Source organism: Cryobacterium melibiosiphilum (assembly GCF_003602235.1).
Taxonomy (GTDB): Bacteria; Actinomycetota; Actinomycetes; order Actinomycetales; family Microbacteriaceae; genus Cryobacterium; species Cryobacterium melibiosiphilum.
On sequence record NZ_QZVS01000092.1, the window covers coordinates 118,006 to 141,571 of the forward strand.

General features: G+C 67.8%; 23 protein-coding genes and 1 pseudogene. 17 read left to right on the forward strand and 7 right to left on the reverse strand.

The features are described 5' to 3' along the window. Positions 1 to 114: 114 nt before the first annotated feature. The 4 genes from trxA to D6T64_RS16625 all read right to left on the reverse strand — a co-directional run bounded on the left by trxA (position 115) and on the right by D6T64_RS16625 (position 5,558). On the reverse strand, positions 115 to 438 hold the full coding sequence (gene trxA / locus D6T64_RS16610) for a thioredoxin (RefSeq protein ID WP_119975796.1): 324 nt from the start codon (positions 436 to 438) through the stop codon (positions 115 to 117). 10 nt (positions 439 to 448) lie between these two features. After that, complete coding sequence (gene trxB / locus D6T64_RS16615) at positions 449 to 1,453, reverse strand: thioredoxin-disulfide reductase (RefSeq protein WP_119975797.1); 1,005 nt, start codon at positions 1,451 to 1,453, stop codon at positions 449 to 451. 165 nt (positions 1,454 to 1,618) lie between these two features. Then, the gene (gene murJ, locus D6T64_RS16620; RefSeq protein WP_233551285.1) at positions 1,619 to 3,262 is read right to left on the reverse strand and encodes a murein biosynthesis integral membrane protein MurJ; all 1,644 of its coding nucleotides are present in this window, start codon (positions 3,260 to 3,262) and stop codon (positions 1,619 to 1,621) included. Beyond that, positions 3,255 to 5,558 carry a DUF6049 family protein gene (locus D6T64_RS16625; protein ID WP_147364602.1) on the reverse strand — a complete coding sequence of 768 codons (2,304 nt, stop codon included), beginning with the start codon at positions 5,556 to 5,558 and terminating at the stop codon, positions 3,255 to 3,257. Before D6T64_RS16625 ends, murJ begins: the two co-directional genes overlap by 8 nt. Before the next feature lie 112 nt (positions 5,559 to 5,670). Here D6T64_RS16625 and D6T64_RS16630 point away from each other — a divergent pair, with 112 nt between their 5' ends. The 12 genes and pseudogenes from D6T64_RS16630 to D6T64_RS16685 all read left to right on the forward strand — a co-directional run bounded on the left by D6T64_RS16630 (position 5,671) and on the right by D6T64_RS16685 (position 15,670). Then, positions 5,671 to 7,110 (forward strand): CCA tRNA nucleotidyltransferase, encoded by a 1,440-nt coding sequence (locus tag D6T64_RS16630; RefSeq protein WP_119975799.1) that lies wholly within the window; start codon positions 5,671 to 5,673, stop codon positions 7,108 to 7,110. A gap of 347 nt (positions 7,111 to 7,457) precedes the next feature. Then, positions 7,458 to 7,826, forward strand: a pseudogene (gene rpsF / locus D6T64_RS23540) (30S ribosomal protein S6); the annotation flags it as partial. 294 nt (positions 7,827 to 8,120) lie between these two features. Then, on the forward strand, positions 8,121 to 8,648 hold the full coding sequence (locus tag D6T64_RS16640) for a single-stranded DNA-binding protein (RefSeq protein ID WP_119975801.1): 528 nt from the start codon (positions 8,121 to 8,123) through the stop codon (positions 8,646 to 8,648). Positions 8,649 to 8,701: 53 nt separating this feature from the next. Then, the gene (rpsR, locus tag D6T64_RS16645) at positions 8,702 to 8,965 is read left to right on the forward strand and encodes a 30S ribosomal protein S18 (protein WP_035835236.1); all 264 of its coding nucleotides are present in this window, start codon (positions 8,702 to 8,704) and stop codon (positions 8,963 to 8,965) included. 11 nt (positions 8,966 to 8,976) lie between these two features. Continuing rightward, positions 8,977 to 9,426 (forward strand): 50S ribosomal protein L9, encoded by a 450-nt coding sequence (gene rplI / locus D6T64_RS16650; protein ID WP_119975802.1) that lies wholly within the window; start codon positions 8,977 to 8,979, stop codon positions 9,424 to 9,426. A gap of 487 nt (positions 9,427 to 9,913) precedes the next feature. Then, positions 9,914 to 11,320, forward strand: a complete 1,407-nt coding sequence (dnaB, locus tag D6T64_RS16655) for a replicative DNA helicase (protein ID WP_119975803.1) — start codon at positions 9,914 to 9,916, stop codon at positions 11,318 to 11,320. A gap of 140 nt (positions 11,321 to 11,460) precedes the next feature. Next, the gene (locus D6T64_RS16660) at positions 11,461 to 12,060 is read left to right on the forward strand and encodes a hypothetical protein (RefSeq protein ID WP_147364603.1); all 600 of its coding nucleotides are present in this window, start codon (positions 11,461 to 11,463) and stop codon (positions 12,058 to 12,060) included. Positions 12,061 to 12,281: 221 nt separating this feature from the next. Further along, positions 12,282 to 12,911, forward strand: coding sequence for a copper resistance CopC family protein (locus D6T64_RS16665; RefSeq protein ID WP_158594909.1), 630 nt, complete (start codon positions 12,282 to 12,284; stop codon positions 12,909 to 12,911). Further along, positions 12,908 to 13,438 (forward strand): copper chaperone PCu(A)C, encoded by a 531-nt coding sequence (locus D6T64_RS16670; RefSeq protein ID WP_119975806.1) that lies wholly within the window; start codon positions 12,908 to 12,910, stop codon positions 13,436 to 13,438. The genes D6T64_RS16665 and D6T64_RS16670 overlap by 4 nt, the downstream gene beginning before the upstream one ends. Continuing rightward, on the forward strand, positions 13,438 to 14,691 hold the full coding sequence (locus tag D6T64_RS16675) for a Dyp-type peroxidase (RefSeq protein WP_119975807.1): 1,254 nt from the start codon (positions 13,438 to 13,440) through the stop codon (positions 14,689 to 14,691). The genes D6T64_RS16670 and D6T64_RS16675 overlap by 1 nt, the downstream gene beginning before the upstream one ends. Before the next feature lie 122 nt (positions 14,692 to 14,813). Further along, positions 14,814 to 15,422, forward strand: coding sequence for a DUF308 domain-containing protein (locus D6T64_RS16680; RefSeq protein ID WP_119975808.1), 609 nt, complete (start codon positions 14,814 to 14,816; stop codon positions 15,420 to 15,422). Further along, on the forward strand, positions 15,419 to 15,670 hold the full coding sequence (locus D6T64_RS16685) for a hypothetical protein (RefSeq protein WP_233551287.1): 252 nt from the start codon (positions 15,419 to 15,421) through the stop codon (positions 15,668 to 15,670). Before D6T64_RS16680 ends, D6T64_RS16685 begins: the two co-directional genes overlap by 4 nt. Positions 15,671 to 15,778: 108 nt before the next feature. Here D6T64_RS16685 and purB read toward each other — a convergent pair whose 3' ends face one another. Together purB and D6T64_RS16695 are read right to left on the reverse strand one after the other, a co-directional pair. Beyond that, on the reverse strand, positions 15,779 to 17,161 hold the full coding sequence (purB, locus tag D6T64_RS16690; protein WP_119975809.1) for an adenylosuccinate lyase: 1,383 nt from the start codon (positions 17,159 to 17,161) through the stop codon (positions 15,779 to 15,781). Next, a complete protein-coding gene (locus D6T64_RS16695) occupies positions 17,158 to 17,685 on the reverse strand; it encodes a low molecular weight protein-tyrosine-phosphatase (protein WP_119975810.1) in 528 nt (175 codons plus the stop codon). The genes purB and D6T64_RS16695 overlap by 4 nt, the downstream gene beginning before the upstream one ends. Before the next feature lie 208 nt (positions 17,686 to 17,893). On the opposite strand from D6T64_RS16695, the gene D6T64_RS16700 reads away from it, so the two are divergent. Together D6T64_RS16700 and D6T64_RS16705 are read left to right on the forward strand one after the other, a co-directional pair. Next, the gene (locus tag D6T64_RS16700) at positions 17,894 to 18,181 is read left to right on the forward strand and encodes a hypothetical protein (protein WP_147364604.1); all 288 of its coding nucleotides are present in this window, start codon (positions 17,894 to 17,896) and stop codon (positions 18,179 to 18,181) included. Then, positions 18,178 to 19,686 carry a hypothetical protein gene (locus D6T64_RS16705; RefSeq protein ID WP_119975812.1) on the forward strand — a complete coding sequence of 503 codons (1,509 nt, stop codon included), beginning with the start codon at positions 18,178 to 18,180 and terminating at the stop codon, positions 19,684 to 19,686. The genes D6T64_RS16700 and D6T64_RS16705 overlap by 4 nt, the downstream gene beginning before the upstream one ends. Positions 19,687 to 19,701: 15 nt before the next feature. Here D6T64_RS16705 and D6T64_RS16710 read toward each other — a convergent pair whose 3' ends face one another. Next, complete coding sequence (locus D6T64_RS16710; RefSeq protein ID WP_119975813.1) at positions 19,702 to 20,088, reverse strand: phage holin family protein; 387 nt, start codon at positions 20,086 to 20,088, stop codon at positions 19,702 to 19,704. Between the two features lie 108 nt (positions 20,089 to 20,196). On the opposite strand from D6T64_RS16710, the gene D6T64_RS16715 reads away from it, so the two are divergent. From D6T64_RS16715 to D6T64_RS16725, 3 genes are all read left to right on the forward strand, one after another. Beyond that, on the forward strand, positions 20,197 to 21,303 hold the full coding sequence (locus D6T64_RS16715; protein WP_119975814.1) for a histidinol-phosphate transaminase: 1,107 nt from the start codon (positions 20,197 to 20,199) through the stop codon (positions 21,301 to 21,303). Positions 21,304 to 21,307: 4 nt separating this feature from the next. Next, entirely contained in the window at positions 21,308 to 22,510 is a 1,203-nt protein-coding gene (locus tag D6T64_RS16720; protein ID WP_119975815.1) for a thiamine pyrophosphate-dependent dehydrogenase E1 component subunit alpha, read from the forward strand. An 80-nt stretch (positions 22,511 to 22,590) separates the two neighbouring features. Then, the gene (locus tag D6T64_RS16725) at positions 22,591 to 23,550 is read left to right on the forward strand and encodes an alpha-ketoacid dehydrogenase subunit beta (RefSeq protein ID WP_233551305.1); all 960 of its coding nucleotides are present in this window, start codon (positions 22,591 to 22,593) and stop codon (positions 23,548 to 23,550) included. Positions 23,551 to 23,566 lie beyond the last annotated feature (16 nt).

Genomic DNA, 23,566 nt, shown 5'->3' on the forward strand with positions numbered 1-23,566 from the left:
GTCGGCCCGCACTCGCCCGTCCCGGGGCCGTTGCGGCGGCCGGGCAGATACGCCGAAGCCCCGCACGGCGGGGCCGGGCGGGGCTCTCTAGCGGGCTCGTGTGAGCCGTGAGACCTAGACCAGGTAGTCGGCGAGGTCCTTCTCCAGGGCGGGCTTCGGCTTGGCGCCGATGACGGTCTTGACGACCTCACCCTTCTGGAAGACCTTCATCGCGGGGATGGAGGTGATCTGGTACTTCGCGGCGAGGGCCGGGTGCTCGTCGACGTTGAGCTTGACGATGTCGAGCTTGTCGGCGTGCTCGGCGGCGATCTGGTCGAGGATGGGGCTCACGGCGCGGCAGGGGCCACACCATTCGGCCCAGAAGTCCACCAGAACGGTCTTCTCGTTGTTGATGACTTCCTGGTCGAAGGTTGCCTCGGTGACTGCGCGTGCGGACATGTAGTGCTCCTTAGTTGATTGCTGCAACGAGTGTGGGGTCGGTGATCTCGGCTGACTCGGCGTCGGCCAGCGAGGCTTGGGAGAGCAGCTCCTGGGGAAGCGTGCTGAGGTAGTGCTCGGCGTCGAGGGCGGCGACGGTACCGGATGCCGCCGCGGTGATCGCCTGGCGGTAGCTGGGGTCGATGACGTCACCGGCGGCGAAGACACCGGTCTGGCTGGTCTTCGAGGTGCGGCCGGCCACGGCGATGGTGCCGTCGCTGGTGAGGTCGAGCTGCTGGTGCACGAGGTGGGTGCGGGGATCGTTGCCGATGGCGATGAACACACCGCCGACCGGGAGGTGGCTCTCGGCCCCGGTGACGCTGTTCTTAAGGGTCAGGCCGTCCACCGCGTTCTCACCGGTGATGCCGACGACCGTGGAGTTGTACACGAACTCAATCTTGTCATTGGTGAAGGCACGCTCCTGCATGATCTTCGACGCGCGCAGGGTCTCGCCGCGGTAGACGACGTAGACCTTGTCGGCGAAGCGGGTGAGGAAGGTGGCCTCCTCCATGGCGGAGTCGCCGCCGCCCACCATCGCGATGGTCTTGCCCTTGAAGAAAAAGCCGTCGCAGGTGGCACACCAGGACACACCGCGGCCCGAGAGACGCTCTTCATCGGGGAGGCCCAGCTTGCGGTAGGCGGAGCCGGTCGCGAAGATCACGGACAGGGCTTCGTGCGTCTCACCGTTGCCGAGCGTGACGGACTTGATCGGCCCGGTGAGATCGAGGGACTCGACATCGTCGAGCACGACCTCGGTGCCGAAGCGCTCAGCCTGTTCCTGCATCTTCATCATCAGGTCGGGGCCCATGATGCCTTCGGGGAAGCCGGGGAAGTTTTCGACGTCGGTGGTGTTCATCAGCTCGCCGCCGGCTTCGACCGAACTTGCAATGAGCAGCGGATGCAGCTGGGCGCGGGCCGCGTAGATCGCTGCGGTGTATCCGGCCGGTCCGGAACCGATGATGATGACTTGGCGCACGCAAACACTCCTTGACTGGGCTGACAGGGATACCTAACAGGGAAACCGGCTGAACGAGCGGTAATTGCCTCGATGCCCGGTACAACACATCCTATTCGGTCGCTATTCCATGCCCCCCGAGCGGCCGGGCGGATTACCAGCCGGGCGGCCGGCGACATCCGCTGCCTAACGGCGCAGGCGGGCGCGCAGGGGCGTGAGGAAGGCCGCCAGCTCGGCGCTGCGCATCAGTAGCAGCATGCCGAAGTAGGCTGCCGCCATCACGAGGCCGACGAGGATCATCGTCGTGATCGCCCCGAGCCGCCCGGAGACGGCGAAGCCGCCGTCTTGGGTGCCGCCGAGCAGCCAGACCAGGCTCAGTCCGAGCACAACGGGAATGACGGCGGCGACCAGGTAGGTGACGAGGCTCCGCAGCATCCGTCGGCCGTCGAGACCGCCCAGGCGGCGCCGGAGCAGCGCGGCCGCGAGCACCGTCTGCAGCACGCCGGACACCGTGATGACCCCGGCGATGCCGACCGCAATCCACTCGACCGGCAGCTGGGTGCAGCCGAGCACTCCGAGCAGGATCAGCACGACCTGGAACAGGGTGAAGAAAAACGGGGTGCGGGTGTCGCCGAGGGCATAGAACGTGCGCTGCAGCACGAACAGCACGCAGAACGGCACCAGCCCGACGATGAAGGCGAGGATCACGTTGCCGATGCCGACGATCTGGTCGAAGGGGGAGACGAAGACCGCCGCGAAGGGGTAGGCACAGACGGTGATGACGGCCGAGGCCAGCACGATCAGGAGCGTCGTGCCACGGATGGCGGAGGAGGCATCCATCTTCACGAGGTTAAATTTGTGCAGGGCCGCGTGCTCGCTCATCCGGGTGAAATACGCCGTGGCCACCGAGACGGTGATGACCGAGTGCGGCAGCATGAAGATGAGCCAGGCGGTGGCCAGCACGAAGACGGATGCCTGCCCCGTCGCGAGCGTGGCAACCTGCGTCTCGGCGATTCCCGCGCCGGTGGTGAGCAGCAGCATGCCGAAGGTCCAGCCGGCCATGCGGCCGGTCGCCCGCAGGCCGACGCCGCGAAAGTGGAAGTCGGGGCGGAATCGCAGGCCGATCCGACGCCAGAAATAGAACAGCACGAGGGCCTGTGCGACAACGCCGAGGGTGGCGCTGCCGGCGAGCACGGCGATCATGGCGGGGGTGATCTCGCCGGCGGACCGCGTGCCGGTCGGGTCGGCGCCGAACATGACGGCGAAGACGACCAGGCCCGCGATGGCGACGACGTTGTTGAGCACGGGCACCCAGGTGAAGGGGCCGAACGATTTGCGGGCGTTGAGCACCTCGCCGAGCAACGTGTAGAGGCCGTAGAAGAACATCTGCGGCAGGCACCAGTAGGCGAAGGCGATGGCCAGGGCGAGCTGGTCGGGCGAGAGGTTGAGCCCGATGAAGCCGGTGATGAGCGGGGCCAGGGCCACGGCCAGGATGGTTGTCGCGGTCAAAATGAGCAGGGCTAGGGTGAGCAGTTTGTTGATGTACGCGGTGCCGCCGTCGGCATGCTGGCTGGCGCGCACGATCTGCGGCACCAGCACGGCCGTCAGGATGCCGCCGGCAACGATCGTGTAGACGGTGTTGGGCAGCTGGTTGGCGATGCTGAAGGCGTCGGCGGTGTCGCCGAACGCTCCGACCATGGCCGCGAGCACGATGAGCTTCACAAAGCCGAGGATGCGGGACACGATCGTGCCCGACGCGAGGAACAGGCTGGCGCGGCCGATTCCGCCGGAGTCGCCGGAGCCGGCCGCGTCGGCCGGTGCGCTAGCCACGGGGCTGCACCGTGAGCGGATGCGCTGTCGTGGGCGGTGTCGTGGGCGGCGACGTCGGGTCGGGCAGCTCACCGGCGGCTTCGCGTTCGGCGCGCTCCTTGCGGCGTCGCACGATGTTGCGATAAATCCCGAAACCGAAGAACGCCACGACGAGGGCGGCGAAGATAGCCGCGCCAACGCCCTCCCAGTCGGCGCGCACGTTGACCGCAATCGGGGCGGATTCACCGATCGTCGTACCGGCGGGCGTGAACAGCGTGACGCGCAGGGTGACGTCGCCGTTTCCAATCGCCGCCGACACGGGGATGGTGATGGCCTTCGCCGAGTTCGGATCGATGGTCGTGTCCACGTCGCTATCGACGATCAGGCGTCCGTTCGAGGGAATCACCTGTACGCGCACGGTGACGGCCTGGTCGAAGGTGTTGTTCAGGGTGATCGGAAACGGCACCGTGCTGCCGAGTACCTGCACCGGACCGCGCGTGGTGACGGTGACCGCTTGCAGGGTCTCCGCGGATGCCGCGAGGCTCGTCGTGACCTGATCGCGCCAGTTCGAGGCCTGATCGGCCCAGGAGGAGGCGAGCAGCGCGAGCAGCTCGAGTCGGGCGGGTGCGGTGATCGTCAGGGGGTCGGCGAGCACGCTGGAGAAGGCGGTCAGCTCGCCCTCCCGCTCGAGCAGCGCGCGGGCCGGGCCGAGCTGGCTGTCAGGCTCGACCCCCGCGTTGAACTCCACGTCTTCGGCAGCGGGTGCGCCGAGAGCGGACTGCAACGTCGCCGGGGTTTCCCAGAGGATGCCGCTGAGCGCTTCCAGGGTCTGGCCGACGCGGTCGGCGGACTGCGGCCAGCCGCGGTCGAAGGTGGCCACGAGCGTGCGCGCCGTGCTCGGATCCTCGGCCGAGACGACGGCCAGGCGGGACGCGACCTCGGCCATGGCGGCGGTCCAGGTCGCATCCGTCGTCGCCATCGCCGCGGTGTGCAGCGCGTCGGAGAGGGCATCGTCGGTCACCAGGCCGGTGCCGGTCGGGAGGGCGACGACGGCGTTCGGGGTGGGAATCTCGGAGCGGGTCACGTTCGTCTCGGACAGCACGGTCGTCGTGAGGCCGCTCGCGGCGAAGAAATCGAGGTCGTCGCGGGCTACCGCGCCGGCGCCGGGCCAGGCGATATCGGTGCGGGTGTACTCCCAGGCCAGCAGGTCGGCGCTCGTGGGGGGCGTGGTGGTGGCCTGGGCATCCTCCGCGGCGGGAGCCTCCGACGAGGTGCCGTCCGTGCCGTCAGCGGGCGTCGTCGGCGTCGCGGTCGGGGTGACGAACAGCGACGGGTCGATCAGCGGGTCGAACGAGATCGGGGCGAGCACCGCAGCGGCGCCGGCCTGCGATTGCACGGCGGGGTCGGCATCCGCGTAGCCGAGTGGGAAGATTTCATTGCTGGCGAGGCTGAGACGGTCCAACCAGGCCACGGCGCTGGCCGGCGCGGAGGAACCGAGAATGCGAATCGACGCGATGATCATCGGGTCGATGGCGATCGCCACGGGGCGGTCGATGACGCCGTCAAGCTGGCGGGTCAACAGCCCGCTGTCGTTGGTATAAGCCTCGAGGGCGATGGCCGGGATCAGCCCGGCGGAGCTTTCCGGCGTGGTGATCGGCATCAGCACCGACAGGTTGACGGGTGTGATCTCGTCGTCGAGGAACCAGACGAAGGTGCCTCGACCCTCGATCTTCGTGTCGTTCTCGGCCTCGAACGTGGCAGCGATGCCGCGCGCGCCCCAGCTGTTCAGCGCGCTCAGTGAAACGGATGCCGCGGGCACCGTCACGGGAAAGGTCACCGTCGTTCCGGCCGGGATCACACCGGTGGTGGGCACGCTCGCCAGCCGGTCGCCCCGGGTGGTCGACTCCGCTTCGGCCAGCCAGTCCTCGACGGCCGTGCGGGTGGTGAGTGCGCGCTGGGCAAGGTAGACCTCAACGGTTCCGAGCCCGATCTCGGCGCTGGTCGGGTTTGACACGGTCACCGACACGGCCAGGTCGTCGCCCGGGCGCAGTGGCGTCAGGGTGGCCGGGGCAACCGAGAGGCTGGGCTCGGACGCTTCGGACGCTTCGGACGCGGCCGTGAGGACCGTGCCGCTGGCGGATCCTCTAGTCGGCTCGGACGCGGCCAGTCCGGACGTTGCTGCGGGGAGCAGAACGCTGGACGCGGCCAGCAGAAGGCCGGCGGCGGCGGCTGCCCACGGCATCCGTCGGCGTGGCCGAGCGCCGCGCACGGCTCGGGAAACTGCAGGCCGGCGCGCGGGAATTGACTCGGCCACCATGAACTGAATCTTACGGCGATGACTGGGGAGTCTCGTGCGCGGCACGGTGCCCCGTCGATCCGGGGGCGGCGCCGGGGACGGCGGGGGCTGCTTCGGCAACTAATATAGAGGGATGCAAAGCGTCGCGTCTGCCCTCGCGCGACTGGGTGACCTGGCCGCGTCCCCCACCGTTTCCCGCCTCGCGACCGCGTTCGCGGCGGGCGGCCACGAACTGGCGCTGGTCGGCGGCCCGGTGCGTGACTCCTTCCTGAACCGGCCGGTGCACGACCTCGACTTCACCACGGATGCCACGCCCGACCGCATCCTGCAGCTCGTGAAGCCGCTCGCCGACGCCCACTGGGACATCGGCCGGGCCTTCGGCACCATCGGCGCTCTGGTCGGCGGCGAAACGGTGGAAATCACCACCTATCGGGCCGACAGCTACGACGGTGCCACCCGCAAACCCGACGTGGTTTTCGGCACCAGCCTCGAAGAAGACCTGCTGCGGCGGGATTTCACGGTGAACGCCCTCGCGCTGCGGCTGCCGACGGTCACCCTTGTCGACCCGTCCGGCGGCATCGACGACCTTCTGGGCAAGGTGCTGCGCACCCCCTCGACCCCCGAGGTTTCGTTCGGCGATGACCCGCTGCGGATGCTGCGCGGGGCCCGCTTCACCGCGCAACTCGGCTTCACCCTCGATGCGGAGACCGCCTACGCGATGGAATCCATGCGGGAGAGCATCGCGATCATCTCGGCCGAACGCATCGGCGAAGAGGTTGCCAAGCTGCTGCGCGCGGACAACCCGCGGGCCGGCATCGAAGTGCTGATGGAATCCGGGCTGGCCGACATCGTGCTGCCCGAAATTCCCGCGTTGCGCCTGGAGATCGACGAGCACCACCACCACAAGGACGTCTATCAGCACACTCTGACCGTGCTCGAGCAGGCGATCGGCTACGAAAAGAGCCGCGGCACCCTCGGCGGGCCCACCCATGAACCCGACCTGATCATTCGACTCGCCGCGCTCATGCACGACATCGGCAAGCCGGCGACGCGCAAGCTCGAGCCGGGCGGCGTCGTGAGCTTCTACCACCACGACGTGGTCGGGGCGAAGCTCGCTAAAAAGCGTTTGCGTGCCCTGCGCTATGACAACGACACCATCAATGCGGTCGCGAAGCTGATCGAGCTGCACCTGCGCTTCTTCGGGTACACCGAGGGCGCCTGGACCGATTCGGCCGTACGCCGCTACGTGCGCGACGCCGGCGACCAGCTGGAACGGCTGCATATCCTCACCCGGGCCGATGTGACGACCCGCAATCGGCGCAAGGCCGACCGGCTCGGTTTCGCCTACGACGACCTCGAACACCGCATCGCCGCCCTCGCCGAGAAGGAGGAGATGGATTCGGTGCGCCCCGACCTCGACGGGGAACAGATCATGGCCATTCTTGAGGTCGGTCCCGGTCGCGAGGTCGGCGAGGCCTACCGGTTCTTGCTCGAGCAGCGCTTGGATGACGGCCCACTCGGTGTGCCCGAGGCCACCCGCCGTCTGCAGTCCTGGTGGGCCGAGCGCAGCTGACTCCCGCTCACCTCCCACGAATGAGCAGTTTGTGCACTTCCCGCGCTCGGGAAGTGCAGAAAATGCTCACTCGCGAGATTCCGGGGGCTCCTCCACAGGGCGCGGCCGCGGTGGATTTTGCACAAATCGGGGTTCTTCTGCCCTGAAGCGGATGCATCAGGCCCACTATGAGCGCAGTAGTCGGCGCGGAGGGCGCCGAACGCACGGAATAGTGTTTGGCCCTTTCGTGCGGTAGTCTGGGCAGGTTGTCTGCGCGCCGAACTCTCGGCCTCCGCGTTCGACACATGCACAACCCTCCTGTTGCAGAAAGTCTGCAGCCGTTTTAGTCCGAAGGAGGTGGGTTAGTCATGCATCAGTACGAACTTATGGTTATCCTCGATCCCGAGATCGATGAGCGCACCGTAGCTCCCAGCCTTGACAAGTTTCTCAACGTTGTTCGCAACGATGGCGGAACCATTGACAAGGTTGATGTCTGGGGTCGTCGTCGTCTCGCTTACGAGATCAACAAGAAGACCGAAGGCATTTACGCCGTTGTCGACTTCACCGCGAATGCTGACGCGACGGTCGAGCTCGACCGTCAGCTGAAGCTGTCCGAAGCCGTCATGCGCACCAAGGTGCTCCGCGCTGAAGAGGGCATCGCCCAGGTTGTCGTGGCCGGCAAGCTTGCTGCCGAGAAGGCCGCCCGCAAGGCAGCCAACCCGAAGGTCATTGCTGCCAAGGCTGAGGCCGCTACCGCTGCTGCTGCCGCGAAGATCGCTGCCGCTGCTGCCGCGAAGACTGCTGCTGCAACCGCTGAGGCAACCCCGGCTCCGGTCGAGGCTCCGAAGGTCGTCGCCCCCGCAGTCGTCAAGGCTCCGGCTCCCGCTACGGCCAAGTCTGCCGCTCCGGCAGCCAAGGTCGCCGCTGCTGCCGCTGCTGCGAAGCCTGCCGCTGCGAAGCCGGCTGCCGCCAAGGCCGCCGAGGCTCCCGCCGCGGACGCGTCCACCGACAAGGCAAGCGACAAGTAGCCCATGGCCGGCGAGACCGTAATCACCGTAGTGGGCAACCTCACCAGCGATCCGGAACTGCGTTACACGCAGAACGGGCTGGCCGTTGCCAACTTCACCATCGCCTCCACTCCGCGCAATTTCGATCGCGCAACGAGCGAGTGGAAAGATGGTGACGCACTCTTCCTGCGTGCGAGCGTTTGGCGTGAATTCGCCGAACACGTGGCCGGCTCATTGACCAAGGGTGCTCGCGTCATTGCGACCGGGCGTCTCAAGCAGCGTTCCTACGAGACCAAGGAAGGTGAGAAGCGCACGAGCATGGAGCTCGAGATCGACGAAATCGGTCCTTCGCTGCGCTACTCCACCGCCGCGGTCACACGGGCACCGTCCAACGGTGGTGGCGGCCAGCAGCGAGCGAACACTCCTGCCCCGCAGCAGCAGAACGATGAACCCTGGGCTCCCACCGCCCCCGCCAAGACGGCCGCACCTGCGGCGTCCGGTGGTGACGCGTGGAACAATCCGGGCAACTTCGGCGACGAGACTCCCTTCTAAGCTGCGGCCCTCGGGCCTGGCTCACGACACATTTTAAGAAAGCAAAGGAAATCATGGCTGGAAAGTCGAGCGGCGACCGCCGCAAGCCGCTCCGCGGTGCTAAGGGTGGCAAGAACGCAGCCCCCGCGAAGTCGATCCGGGTTGGTGTCATCGATTACAAGGATGTCCCCACCCTTCGTAAGTTCATCTCCGAGCGTGGAAAGATCCGCGCGCGTCGCATCACAGGCGTTTCCGTTCAGGAACAGCGCCTCATCGCCCGTGCCGTCAAGAACGCCCGCGAAATGGCCTTGCTGCCCTACGCAGGCTCAGGCCGGTAAGGAACCCCAACATGTCGAAATTGATTCTGACGCATGAGGTCTCCGGCCTCGGTGCACCCGGCGACGTCGTAGACGTCAAGAACGGCTACGGCCGCAACTATCTCGTCCCCAAGGGCTTCGCTGTGGCGTGGACCCGCGGTGGCGAGAAGCAGATCGAGCAGATCAAAGCCGCTCGTCTGGCCCGTGAGCACGCAACCCTCGAAGAGGCCCAGGCCTTGAAGGTTGCCCTCGAAAACACCAAGGTCAAGCTGGTCGTCAAGGCCGGCGCTGGCGGACGCCTCTTCGGCTCCGTCAAGACCGCCGATGTGGCCGACGCGGTTGCCGCGGCCGGCCTCGGTGCCATCGACAAGCGCAAGATCGAGCTCAGCGCGATCAAGCTGACTGGCGAGCACCAGGCTACCGTTCGTCTTCGTGACGAGCTCAGCGCAACGATCACCCTCGAGGTTGTCGCCGCTAAGTAGTCGCAACACCCGTTTCACCAGCACCACCAAGTACAGCGTTGTAGCGGAGGACTCCGGAAGGAGTCCTCCGCTACACCTCGTTAACGGCTCATTCGGCAGGCTGGATTGCATACCGAACGGGCCGGTTTGTGCACAGGGCGCCTCGCCTCTGGCTCTCGTCGCGGCAATCCACAAACAAGTTTTTCCACAGGGCTGTGGATTATTTAATAGCCTGATCAGAAGCAATTTAAATTGAATAAATCTTTCTTTATCCACAGGCCCATCCACAGGTTGTGCACACGCTCAGCGGCGTTTCGCCCAGATTCTCCACAGAGTTATCCACAGGCACATTAGGTGGACGCCGCGTGAGGTATCTAGGGTAGGCGAGCGTCACATTCCTTTCGACGATGGCGCTCGGGGAGTGTCAGAGGGTGCTGGTACACCGGAACTACACGCAGGGGCCACGGCCTCACGACAACGGCATCACAACTTAGGGAAGAGGCGCGGAGTGTCAATCACTCATCTGGGTCTGGCTGATCAGCGCGGCACGTCTGAGCGCGGCCTCGAATCGCGCACGACGGAAGCCCCGCGCAGCTCCGAACGCACCCTGCCGCACGACCTGCTCGCCGAGCAGAGCGCCCTCGGCGGCATGATGCTCAGCAAGGACGCCGTCGCCGACGTCGTCGAGACCGTGCGCGGCGGGGACTTCTACATTCCCAAGCACGAGATCATCTTCGACGCGATCCTGTCCCTGTACGCCCAGGGTGAGCCGACCGACGTCATCACCGTCACCGACGAGCTGACGAAGGTCGGTGAGCTCTCCCGGGCGGGGGGCGCCGACTACCTGCACACGCTCACCAGCCTCGTGCCCACGGCCGCGAACGCCGGGTTCTACTCGACGATCGTCGCCGAACGCGCCCTGCTGCGCCGCCTGGTCGAGGCCGGCACGCGCATTGCGCAGATGGGCTATGCCGCCGAGGGCGAAGTACTCGACCTCGTCAACACGGCACAGGCCGAGATCTACGCGGTCACCGGCGGCACCCAGACCGAAGACTACGTTCCGCTGACCGACGCCGTCACGGCGGCGATCGACGAGATCGAGGCCGCCAAGCTCAAAGACGGCCAGATGAGCGGCGTGCCCACCGGCTTTGCCGACCTCGACGAACTCACCAACGGTTTCCACGGTGGCCAGCTCATCATCGTCGCGGCCCGCCCTGCGCTCGGAAAATCCACCCTGGCCCTCGACTTTGCCCGGTCGGCTTCGATCAAGCACGACCTGCCCAGCATCTTCTTCTCCCTCGAAATGGGACGCAGCGAGATCGCGATGCGCCTGCTGGCGGCGGAAGCATCCGTTCCCCTGCAGAGCATGCGCAAGGGCAGCGTCGACGCCCGCGACTGGACCACCATCGCCGCCACCCGCGGGCGCATCAACGATGCGCCGCTCTACATCGACGACAGCCCCAACATGACCCTCGTCGAGATCCGCGCCAAGTGCCGCCGCCTCAAGCAGCGCGTCGGCCTCAAGCTCGTCGTCATCGACTACCTGCAGCTGATGACCTCGGGCAAGAAGGTCGAGTCGCGCCAGCAGGAGGTCAGTGAGTTCTCACGGGCGCTCAAGTTGCTCGCCAAGGAGCTGCAGGTTCCGGTCATTGCGCTGTCTCAGCTGAACCGTGGGCCCGAGCAGCGCGCCGACAAGATGCCGGCCATCAGCGACCTGCGCGAGTCCGGTTCGCTCGAGCAGGACGCCGACATGGTCATTTTGCTGCACCGCGAGAGTGCCTACGAGAAAGACAACCCACGCGCCGGCGAGGCCGACCTGATCGTGGCCAAGCACCGTAACGGCCCGACCCGCACGGTGACCGTGGCGTTCCACGGCCATTACTCGCGCTTCGCGGACATGGTCGCCGGAGGCTGACCCTCCTCGCCCCGCTGACCCTTCTCGCCCGGCCGCTACCCCCGGCTGGGGGTAGCGGATGCCGCCGGCCCGCGTCGGCGGAGCGGTAGGGTGGCAGGACGTGGCTCCCGGTTGGGACCGCGAACAGTGGGGTGCCGCAGATGAGCAGGTGGACGAGGGTCGGTCGCGGCTCGCTGACGGCATCCGTCGCCGTTCTGCTCGCCGCCCTCTCACACCTTGCTGCCGGCGGCACGGCCCCGGCCCTGCTCGGCATCGTCGTGGCACTCGCCTTCGCGGTTCCGGTCAGCGTGCTGCTGGCCGGTCGGACCTTGTCGCTTTTTCGCCTGTCGCTGGCCGTAGGCGTGAGCCAGCTGCTGCTGCACGCGCTGTTCGGGCTCGGTGCCGCAAGCCCGTCCGCGCTGAGCATTGCCGGCCATCACGGTCTGGTGACCGTCGCCGCTGACTCGGCCTCCGTCGCTGCCCTGCATTCCGGCGGCGCCATGTGGCTCGCTCACGGCCTCGCAGCCCTCCTCACGGTCGTCGCCCTGCGGCGCGGCGAACGCGCCGCCTGTGCACTGCTGCAGTTCGCCCAGACACAGCTGCGCACCGTACTCATCGCCTTCAGCGGAAACCTGCCCGTACTCATTCCCCTCGCCGCCGTGCGTACCGCACTGGTGAGCGCCATTGTGCCGACGCTGCTGGCCGTGCTGCTGTCGCCGATGCGCCATCGCGGCCCGCCCCAGGTGCAGACGGCCTTCTAAGCCAGACGGCCTTCTAAGCCGTTCTGCCCGCCTGCACGCCTGCCCGCCTGCCCGCGACGTTCGCGGCGCCGGCGGTCGCCATTCGCTGACGGATAGCGCAGCCCTGCCCGTTCGGCAGCGCTCTGCGCGCGCCAGCAGCGCCCCCGCATCACCGCCGATCCATGTTTCGGAAGGTCGCCATGAGCGCGCCCCTGCCCACCCTTCGTCATCTGCCTGGCACTGTGGCACGCACCCTCGTGTTCGGTGCCGTCACGGCGGTGGCGCTGCTTCTGCCGATGGCGCTGGCCGCCCCGGCCAGCGCGCACGATCAGGTGACGTCAACCGTGCCTGCCGAGGGCGAGCACCTCGACACGGCACCGACCGAGGTGTCAATGACGTTCACGAGCGACATCCTCGAAATCGGAGCGATCATGCTCGTGGTCGATACACACGGCGAGGACTGGGCTGACGGCCAGCCGCACCTCGACGGCGATAGTGCCGTGCAGGCGCTCACAGACGGCGTTCCGGACGGCGCCTACCAGGTGCGCTGGCGGGTGGTCTCGGCCGACGGACACCCGATCTCGGGAACCGTCGACTTCACGGTCGGCATTGCCACGACACCGACGGATGCCGCGGGCACGGAACCAACGTCACCGGCGGCCGCGATCGGTGGCGTCACAACCGGACCTGGCACCGACCCGGTAACCGACCAGGCAGCCGCCCAGACGATCGTCAACGATTTTCCGCTGTGGCTGACCAGCCTGATCGGGGCATCCGTCGGCCTCGGAATCTACCTGCTCACCGTGTTCCGGCGACGCCCGCGAACCACCTCACCCACTCGAAACCCCACGATCGGAAATTTGATTCCATGACACGCACACACACCGCCCCCCGTCTTCTTGTTCTGGCCGCCGCGGCCCTGCTGGCCCTGTCCGGATGCGCGGCGAGCCCGGAGGTCCCCGCGGAAACGGCCGTCGCCACGCCTGCCGCTGACAGCCTCGCCATCCAGGATGCCTGGGTCAAGGCCGCCGAAACCGGCATGTCCGCCGCTTTCGGCACCCTGGAGAACTCCTCGGACACCGACATCACCGTGGTCTCGGCCGACAGCGAAGCGGCGACCATGATCGAACTCCACGAAACGGTCGAAGACGACGCCGGCGCGATGGTCATGCAGCAGAAGGAGGGTGGCTTCGTCGTTCCGGCCAACGGATCGTACGAGTTGGCGCCCGGCGCCAACCACATGATGCTGATGGGCCTCACGGCCGCCCTGCCGGCCGGCACCGAGTCGACCTTCACGCTGACCCTCTCCGACGGCTCCGAATTCGAGTTCGCGGCCCCGGCCAAGGACTATGCCGGTGCCAACGAGTCCTACGAGGGTGACATGGACGCCGACCAGTAATGACCTCCGCAGCCACTGGCGATCCACACCCCGGTCGTCGCCTGAGTCGCCGTCACCTGCTGCTCGCCGGCGCGGCGGCGGGCATCGGCGCGGCATCCGCCGTGGGTATCGACCTGTCTACCCGGCCGGCCCGCTCGGCGCATCAGGCGGCGGGCGCCGCCACCGCGGCGGTGCCGGCCACCGACGGAACCGAGACCGTCACGTTCTACGGCGCTCACCAGGCCGGCGTCGACACCCGACCGCAGGCATCCGTCACCCTGCTGGCGCTGGACCTCAACGCCGGCACCGACGCGGGCGCGCTGCGACGCATGATGCGGGTACTGACCCAGGACGCGGCGCGGCTGACCCAGGGCACGGCGGCCCTCGCCGACTCGGAACCCGAACTCGCCGTCACCCCGGCGCGGCTCACCGTCACCTTCGGGTTCGGCCCGGGCCTCGTCGCACGGGCCGGCGGCGAGCGGCCCAGTTGGCTGCGACCGCTGCCGGCCTTCGGCATCGACCGGCTGGAACCAGCCTGGAACGACGGCGACCTGTTGCTGCAGATCGCCGCCGACGATCCGGTCACCGTCGCCCACGCGACCCGCATGCTGCTCAAGGACAGCCGGTCGTTCACGACCGTGCGCTGGCGGCAGACGGGGTTTCGCCGGACGCCAGCTGTTGAGAAGCCCGGCACGACGATGCGCAACCTGTTCGGTCAGGTCGACGGCACCGTCAACCTGGTCGCGGGCACCGCCGATTTCGACTCGCTGGTCTGGGGCGCCGCCGAAAACCCGGCCTGGCTGCACGGCGGCACCGGGTTCGTGCTGCGCCGCATCCGCATGAACCTCGACAAGTGGGACGGGCTCGACCGAGCCGGGCGGGAGGCATCCGTCGGCCGCACCCTGGCCGCCGGTGCGCCCCTCACCGGCACTCATGAGAGCGACGAGCCCGACTTCGCGGCCACGACGACGATCGGGTTTCCGGTGATTCCGGAGTTCTCGCACATGCGCCGGGCGCGGTCCGAGAACACGGCCGAACGCATCCTCCGCCGCGGCTACAACTATGACGACGCCCCCGCGTCCGGGAGCGTCTCCGACTCGGGGCTGCTGTTCGTGACCTTTCAGGCGGATGTCGACGCCCAGTTCGTTCCCATCCAACGCCGCCTCGACGAGCTCGACCTGCTCAACCAGTGGACCACGCCGATCGGGTCCGCCGTCTTTGCGATTCCCCCCGGGTGTACGGCCGACGGGTACATCGGTGACACGCTGTTTTAGGCGCGCCGCCGGTTCGGGACCGCGGCCGGACGGGGCGAGCGGTACCGCTGCGACCCCGCAGTCACGTACAGGTGGGCCGCGTAGACTGAGTAGGACCTGTCCCGTGATGAAAGGGGTCGTGCGTGGCGAATTCGCAGCCGGCATCCGCTGCCCTGCCGCGGTACTGGACCGTACCGATCGGCCGCGCCGTCGTCGCCCTCGTCGCCACCGCCGTGATCACCTTCAACCGGGATCACTCGGCCGCCTTCGGGCTGCTGGTATTCGGCGGTTACGCCCTGATCAGCGGCCTTCTCCTGATCGTGGCCAGCTGGCGCACCCTGGCCGACGCGCGCGACCGCCAGCTGTTCGTCGTGCAGGGTTTCGTCGGCGTGCTCGCCGGTGCCCTCGCGCTGGGTTTCGCCGGTGGCGGCCTCGGCTTCTTCCTCTACCTGGTGAGCGTGTGGGGTGCCGTGACCGGCTTCCTCGAGTTGTACAGCGGCCTCCGCCGCCGACGCGCCGCCCCCGTCGGAGTCAGCACCCGTGACTGGATGAGCATGGGCGGCCTCACCGCGGTGCTCGCCCTGGCCTTTCTGCTGCTGCCGCCGAACACGGTCGTCGCCGTCGGCCTGCTCGGTGCCTACCTTGCCGTGTTCGGCATTTTTCTTGTCATCGGGGGGCTTTCCCTCAAATGGGCGGCGACGGATGCCCCGCGTCCCGTCGCCCCCGTCGCCAACGAATCGGACTCCCAGTGACCCAGAACCCCCCGCACCAGCCCAGCCGATCCGACCGTTTGAAGCCTGCCGAGCTCGTCGGAATCTCCGGCGTGATGGGACTCTTCGTCGGCCTCACGATCCTGCTCACGACCCGAGAGGTCGTGCTGAGCCTGATTGCGCTCGGCATCACGTTCATCATCGCGCTCGTGGTCATCGCGATGCTCGTGCTCGGCATGAAGCCGAACGCCGCTGAGATCGACGACCTCGACGAGCAGAACAACCACTAGCCCGGCACCTGCCCTACCCCGTCCCTGATGCCGCGAGAGCGGGTGACTCGTCGATTTGAGCGGGTCTCACCGACGAGTCACCCGCTCTCGCGGGGTGGGTAGCGCGGGTTAGCGCAGGTAGTCGACCAGCGGGGACGCGAGGCCGACGTACGTCGCCGGGGTGAGCGCGAGCAGGCGGGCCTTGGCGGCGTCGCCGATCTCGAGCTCGGCCACGAAGGCGACCAGGTCGGCCTGGGTGATGCGCTTGCCCCGGGTGAGCTCCTTGAGCAGCGCGTAGGGGTCGGCGATGCTCGACCGGCCGGCGGACACCTCCGCGCGGATCACCGTCTGGATCGCCTCGCCGAGGATCTCCCAGTTCGAGTCGAGGTCGCTCGCGAGCAGCACCCGGTCGATGTCGATCTCGCCGAGGCCGCGCTCGATGTTGTCGAGGGCGAGCAGCGAGTGGCCGAAGCCGACGCCGATGTTGCGCTGGGTGGTGGAGTCGGTCAGGTCGCGCTGCAGTCGGCTCGTGACGAGAGTCGCGGCGAGCGAGTCCAGGATGGCGCAGGACAGCTCGAGGTTCGCTTCGGCGTTCTCGAACCGGATCGGGTTGATCTTGTGCGGCATCGTCGAGGAGCCGGTGGCGCCGACCTGCGGGATCTGGCGGAAGTAGCCGACCGAGATGTAGGTCCAGATGTCCGTGGCGAGGTTGTGCAGCACACGGTTGGCGTGGGACACCCGGGAGTAAAGCTCCGCCTGCCAGTCGTGGGACTCGATCTGGGTGGTCAGCGGGTTCCAGCCGAGGCCGAGGCCTTCCACGAACTCCTTCGACACGGCGGGCCAGTCCACGCTCGGTTCGGCGGAGACGTGCGCCGCGAAGGTGCCCGTGGCGCCGCTGAACTTGCCCAGGTACTCGTTGTTCTCGATCTGCTTCTGGATGCGCTCGAGCCGGTAGATGAAGACGGCGATCTCTTTGCCCATGGTCGTCGGCGTGGCGGGCTGTCCGTGGGTGCGGGCGAGCATCGCATCCGCTCGAAATTCCTCGGCGCGGGTGCGCAGGGCCGCGATGACGCCGCGGTACTTGGGCAGCCAGACCTCGGCGACGGCCTGCTGCACGGTGAGGGCGTAGGAGAGGTTGTTGATGTCTTCGCTCGTGGCGGCGAAGTGGGTGAGCTCGGCGATGTGGTCGAGTCCCAGGGCGGTCAGGCGACGGCGCACGAGGTACTCCACGGCCTTCACGTCGTGGCGGGTCGTGGCTTCGAGCTCGGCGAGTTCGTCGATCTCGGCCTGGCCGAAGTCGGTCACGAGGGCGCGCAGGGCGGCCTTCTGGGCGGCGTCGAGGGCGACGCTGCCGAACAGGTTGCGGTCGGTCAGCACGATGAGCCACTCGACCTCGACGCGCACGCGGGCACGGTTGAGGCCGGCCTCCGACAGGTGCTCACCCAGCTCGGTTACGGCGGCGCGATAGCGGCCGTCGAGGGGACTTAGCACCTGCGGGGGTAATGAACTCATCGGACTCCTTGTCGAATGGCGGGGGCAAGCTGCTTGAAAAGCGCGGTGTTTGCCCTCTCAATCATGCCCAATACCGCGTCAAACAGTGCATCGTCGGAATAGTAGGGGTCAGGCACGTCCCCCATCGCGGCCTGATCGGCGTCGAAACTGAGCAGCAGGTGCACCTTCATGCGGTCCCGCTCCGACACGGCCCAGTTGCGCAGAATGCGTTCTTGCGTGCGATCGAGCACCACGACGAGGTCGAAGTCGGTGAACCAGGCCGGGTCGAACTGGCGGGCCCGGTGGTGGCTGCCGTCGTAGCCGAGCCGGGCGAGGGCCGTGATCGTGCGGGTGTCGGCCTGCTCGCCGACGTGCCAATCGCCGGTGCCGGCCGAACTGGTGGTGATCAGGCGGCCGAGGCCGGAGCGCGTGACGATGTCACGCAACACCACCTCAGCCATCGGAGAACGGCAGATGTTGCCGGTGCACACGAAAATGATTCGGAAGGGCGTCGCTTCGTCTGGGCTGAGCGAGGCGAAACTCATACTCCCATTGTGAAGCACGCCAAGCCCATAACGAAGCACGAATGCCCGATCGCGCAGCACCGGTAGTGGTCGGGAAGCACGTCCCCTCCCTCCACAGAGTCGAAGGCTGACCGGAGTTTCCACATATAACCGGATCAGCCAACGCCGGGCAGCGGATGCGCGCACACTCGAGCCATCGACTTCGGTGGCGGCCACGTGAGGAGGCACGGTGAAGGATTACCTGATCGGCGTGAGTGGGGGAATGGGGACCGCGGACCAGCTTCACGCCCTGCGCGAGCAGCGACGGCTGCTCGGCGCCCTCCTCGAGGACGTCGGGCACACGCAGCGTCGGCTCGACATCGAGCCTGGGGCGGGAGCCGCCTGGCAGTCGGCCGCACAGAAGCAGTACATGCTGAGTCGTCTCGACCTGCGCAGCGAATTCGGACAGGTCCTGTGGCTGATCGAGGAGGCCCGGTCGGTGCTGGGCGGCACCATCGCAGAGGTGGCCCGCGGGTGACCGGCCGGTCGACGGATTCCGGCGACGGTGCGCCCGTCACCGTGGGCGGCCCGGACGGCGTCGGTGGTGGCCCGCTGATGGTCAGCGGGGGCGGATCGACGAAGGTCGCCACGGGGGAACTTTTCGCCGAGAGCGCGGTGCTGCGCCGGGCCGTCACCGACGCCGACGATTGGCTGGTCCAGCTCGGAACCATCAGCCGGCTGCAGCCCGTCTCCTCGACCGGGTGGTCCTATCTGAACGGTGGGGCTGAGCTGACCGCGGCTTCCGCGGCGATCCGCGAGCTGCGGGACCGGGCCGCCGACCTCGCCGCAGCCCTCGATGTCGTGGCGGAAAACTATGGCGCCGCGGAGCGCGATGTGCAGCGCCTGTTCCGCTCGCTCGGCGCCGATGTCGGTTGGCTGATCGGCGTGACGTCGTACCTGTGGCTGCCGCTGCTCGCCGGTCCCGTGATCGCCGCGAGCGCGATCAGCGGCCTGATCGCCTCCATGATCACCGGCAGGCCGGTGAGCGATCTGCCGGACGAGGCGGTCCAATGGATCGCGGACCATCCCGAGATCTACACCGACCCGGCCTTCGTCGAGCTGGTCGCGGTGGCGGTCGCCTCCGCCGATGACACGGTCGCAGGTCGGCTCGGCGTGCCGCACTGGCTGACGCGGCTGATGGGTGACGACCAGCTCGCGCTCTTCGGGGCGTCGACCTCGGCGGCCGGGCTCTCGCTTCTGCTCGCGCCCGCCGGGGTCGGCCGCCGCACCCCGATCGTCGTCACACCGGTCGGCGCACCGAAACCGGTACAGCCGCCACAGGACTATGAGGACGCCATCGGCCGTATTCCCCCGTCCGTTCCCGGAATCCCGCAGATCCGCATCGAGGAGTATCCAGGCCCCGACGGGCCGGCCTTCTTCGTCTACGTCGGTGGCACCGTCGATTGGAGCCTGATTCCGGGCGACGAGCCCTTCGATATGTCGTCGAATCTGCAGGGCGTCGGGCAGCTGGCACCCGGGTCTCGGGAAGCCGTCGAGAAGGCCATGAGAGACGCCGGCATTCGGCCCGGTGACAGCGTTCAGGCGTTCGGGCACTCGCAGGGCGGACTCCTCGTGGCCCAGATCGCCGCGTCGGAAAAATTCGGCATCGACGGGGTCACGACCTTCGGGGCGCCGAGCGGCCAGGTCCCGGTCTCGGTGTCGACACTGGCCTTTGAGAACACGGACGACGCGGTCGTGGCCACGGGGGGACGGTCTCAGCAACCGTCGCCTGACCGGCTGGTCGTCGGGCACCAGGCCTATCTCGACAAGGAGATTCCGAAGGGCGAGGGCATGCCTGCACACCAGATTCCGGCCTACACCGACACCGCGGGGCTGGCGGACGCGTCAGAGGACCCGCGTGTGCTGGCGAAGAAAGCGGCGACCTTCGATCTCGGTCTGGGGCCGGGCACAGCGGTGGACTGGAGGGCAGATCGGGTCGAACCCCGGCCTGCCGGCGGGGGCGGTGGTGGCGGCGGGAACTGAGGTTACGGTGGTGTTTCAGGTACGGGCGGGGCGCACGATCAGGCCGAGCAACCAGGCGATGATGCCGAGCACGAGGGCTCCCAGCACGCCGGTCCAGAAGCCGTCGACGACGAGGCCGAAGCCGAGAAAGTCGGAGACCCAGGCCACGAGCAAGAGCAGCAGCCCGTTCACGATCAGGGAGAACAGGCCCAGCGTCAGCACGTAGAGCGGAAAAGCCACGATGCGCACGAAGGTGCCGATGAAGCTGTTCACGAACCCGAAGATCAGGGCGATGAGCAGGTAAGTGAGCACCTGGGCGCCGGTATCGGAGGCGTACGCGACGACGTCGACTCCGGAGACGATGAGGGCGGTGAGCCACAGGGCCACGGCATTGACGATCAGGGTGATCAGGAATCTGGCCATGTCTCAACTATGACACTGCAACCCGGGTGCGGCACGGTGCCAGCGCAGCGGAGTTCGACGCGGCAGCGCATACGGCAACGCGAATATGTCGCGGCGTAGAATCGCCGAGTGAGCCCTACAGACACGTCCGGAGTCCGCCTGCGCCCCGAAATCGTCGCACTGCCGGCGTATAAGCAGGGCAAAGCGGCCGACGCCGACGCCTTCAAGCTATCCAGCAACGAGAACCCCTTCGATCCGCTGCCCGGCGTCGTGGCGGCCGTGCAGGCCGAAACCGCCTTCAACCGCTACCCGGATGCCTCGGCGCGGGCCCTGCGCGAACGGCTGGCCGGCAAGTACGGTCGCCCCGTCGACGAGGTGCACGTGGGCTCCGGCTCCGTCGCCCTGCTGGCCCAGCTGATCCTGGCCGCCGCCGGACCGGGCGACGAGGTGCTGTACTCCTGGCGCTCGTTCGAGGCCTACCCGAGCCTCGTCACCGTCTCCGGCGCCACGAGCGTGCGCGTGCCGAACCGTGCCGATCACGGTCATGACCTGCCCGAAATGGCGGCGGCCCTCACCGACAGCACCCGAGTTGTGATTGTCTGCTCCCCCAACAACCCGACCGGCACCATCGTGACGGCGGAGGAATTCACCTCCTTCATGGCCGTCGTTCCGAGCGACCTGCTCGTGATCCTGGACGAGGCCTACGTCGAATTCGTGACGGACCCCGAAGCCGTGAACGGGCTCACCCTGCTCGACCTGTACCCCAACCTTGTCGTGCTGCGCACGTTCTCCAAGGCCTACGGCCTCGCCGGGCTCCGGGTCGGGTACGCACTCGGCGCCGCGGCGATTCTCGATGCCGCCCGGGCGACCGCGATCCCGCTGTCGGTGACCGGCCAGGCCAGCACCGCGGCCCTCGCGTCGCTCGACGCGGAGGTTGAGCTGCTCGCCCGCGTGCGGGTGCTCGCCCACCGCCGAGACGCCGCCTGGCGCGCGCTGACCGAACAGGGCTGGGCCATTCCCCGGCCGCAGGGCAACTTTCTGTGGCTGCCCACCGGCGCCGAGACCGCCGCGGTCGCCGAGACCCTCGCCGAGGCGGGCCTGGTGGTGCGCGCATTCGCGCCCGAGGGCATCCGTGTCTCCATCGGTGAGGACGAGGCCCTCTCAACCCTCCTCATTATTTGCGCAGACATTGTGCAGGGTCTTCTCTCAACCCACGCCGCACGGCAGTTAGGTTAGGACGATGCCAGCGACCCGAAACGAAGCAATCGTGCCAGAGGTGGCGCCCCCGAGCCCGTCCGTGACGGCGACCCGCACCAGCGTCGCGCCGAGCGCCGACGGCCCCACCGTGCGCCTGCTGTCGCCGTCCGGCGCCTTCGCGCCGAGCGCCGCGGCAGAGGAATACCTGCCCTACCTGGATCGGTTGACCGAGGCGGACCACCGCCGGTTCTACCGCGACATGGTCGTCGTCCGCACCTTCGACATCGAGGCCGCGAACCTGCAGCGCCAGGGCCAGCTCGCCCTCTGGGTGCCCAGCCACGGGCAGGAGGCCGCGCAGGTCGGCTCGGCCTACGCCACCCGGCCCCAGGACCACGTCTTCCCGTCCTACCGCGAACACGTGGTCGGCATGATCCGCGGCCTCGACGTCGTCGATATTCTGCGGATGCTGCGCGGCGTCACCCTCGGCGGCTGGAAGCCCGAAGAGCACGGCAACTTCCACCTCTACACGCTCGTGCTGGCCGCGCAGACCCTGCACTCCACCGGCTACGCCATGGGGATGACGCTCGACGGGTCGACCGGAACCGGCAACCCCGAGACCGACCAGGCCGTGATCGTCTACTACGGCGACGGCGCCAGCTCCCAGGGCGACGCCAACGAGGCGCTCGTCTTCGCGTCCAGCTACCAGACCCCGCAGGTGTTCTTCATGCAGAACAACCACTGGGCCATCAGCGTGCCGGTGAGCCGCCAATCGCGGTCACCGCTGTACCTGCGGGCGAGCGGCTTCGGCATGCCCGGCGTGCAGGTCGACGGCAACGACGTGCTCGCGAGCTTCGCGGTGACCGCCAAAGCGATGGACGATGCCCGCGCCGGCCACGGCCCCTCACTCATCGAGGCGCTCACCTACCGGGTCGGCGCCCACACCACGGCCGACGACCCCACCAAGTATCGCGACCCCGCTGAGCTGGCCTACTGGGTCGCCCGCGACCCGATCGAACGCTTCCGCGCCTACCTCAAGGGCCGCGGCGTCGAGCAGGAGTTCCTCGACTCCGTCGATGAAGAGGCGAAAGACTTCGCCTCCGACACCCGGCGCCGAGCCCTCGAGATCGTCGGCCCGGACACCTCGGTGATCTTCGACAACGTCTACGCCGAACCGCACCCGCTGGTCGCCGAACAAAAAGCCTGGCTGGGCCGCTACGAAGCATCCTTCGAAGGGGGTCAGAAATGACACCGACCAGCACAACCGGAACCTCGGCGGCCGGAACCTCGGCGGCCGACACCGCGGCATCCGCTGCGGCGAACCTGCCGATGACCAAGGCGCTGAACGCCGGCCTCCGCCAGGCCATGCTGAACGACCCCAAGGTGATTTTGATGGGCGAGGACATCGGCCCGCTCGGCGGCGTCTTTCGGGTGACCGAGGGCCTCATCAAAGAGTTCGGCGACAAGCGCGTGCTCGACACCCCGCTGGCCGAGTCCGGCATCATCGGCACCGCGATCGGGCTCGCCATGCGCGGATTCCGCCCGGTCTGCGAGATCCAGTTCGACGGCTTCGTCTTTCCCGGCTTCGACCAGATCACCAGCCAGCTCGCCCGCATGCGCAACCGCCACGAGGGCGGCCTGATCATGCCCGTCGTGATCCGCATCCCCTACGGCGGACACATCGGCTCGATCGAGCACCACCAGGAAAGCCCGGAGGCATACTTCGCGCACACTCCGGGCCTGCGGGTGGTCAGTCCGTCGAACCCGCACGACGCCTACTGGATGATGCAGCAGGCGATCGCCTCCAACGACCCGGTGATCTTCTTCGAGCCCAAAAGCCGCTACTGGCCCAAGGGCGAGGTCGTGTATGCCGAAAGCGGCATAGACCTGCATGCGAGCCGCGTGGTGCGCGTCGGCAGCGATGTGACCGTCGTCGGCCACGGTGCCATGGTCAGCGTGCTGCTGCAGGCGGCCGAGATCGCCGCGACCGAGGGCATCAGCCTCGAGGTCATCGACCTGCGCTCGATCTCCCCGATCGACTTCGGCCCGATCCTCGCGTCGGTGGAGAAGACCGGTCGGCTCGTGGTCGCCCAGGAGGCCGCCGGCTTCGTGAGCGTCGGCTCCGAGATCGCGGCCACGGTCGCCGAGCGGGCCTACTACTCGCTGGAAGCCCCCGTGCTGCGGGTATCCGGCTTCGATACCCCGTTCCCACCGGCCGCGGTCGAAACCCATTTTCTGCCGAGCCCCGACCGGGTGCTCGAGGCCGTTGACCGTGTCCTCGCCTACTAGCGCGTTCCTTTTCTCT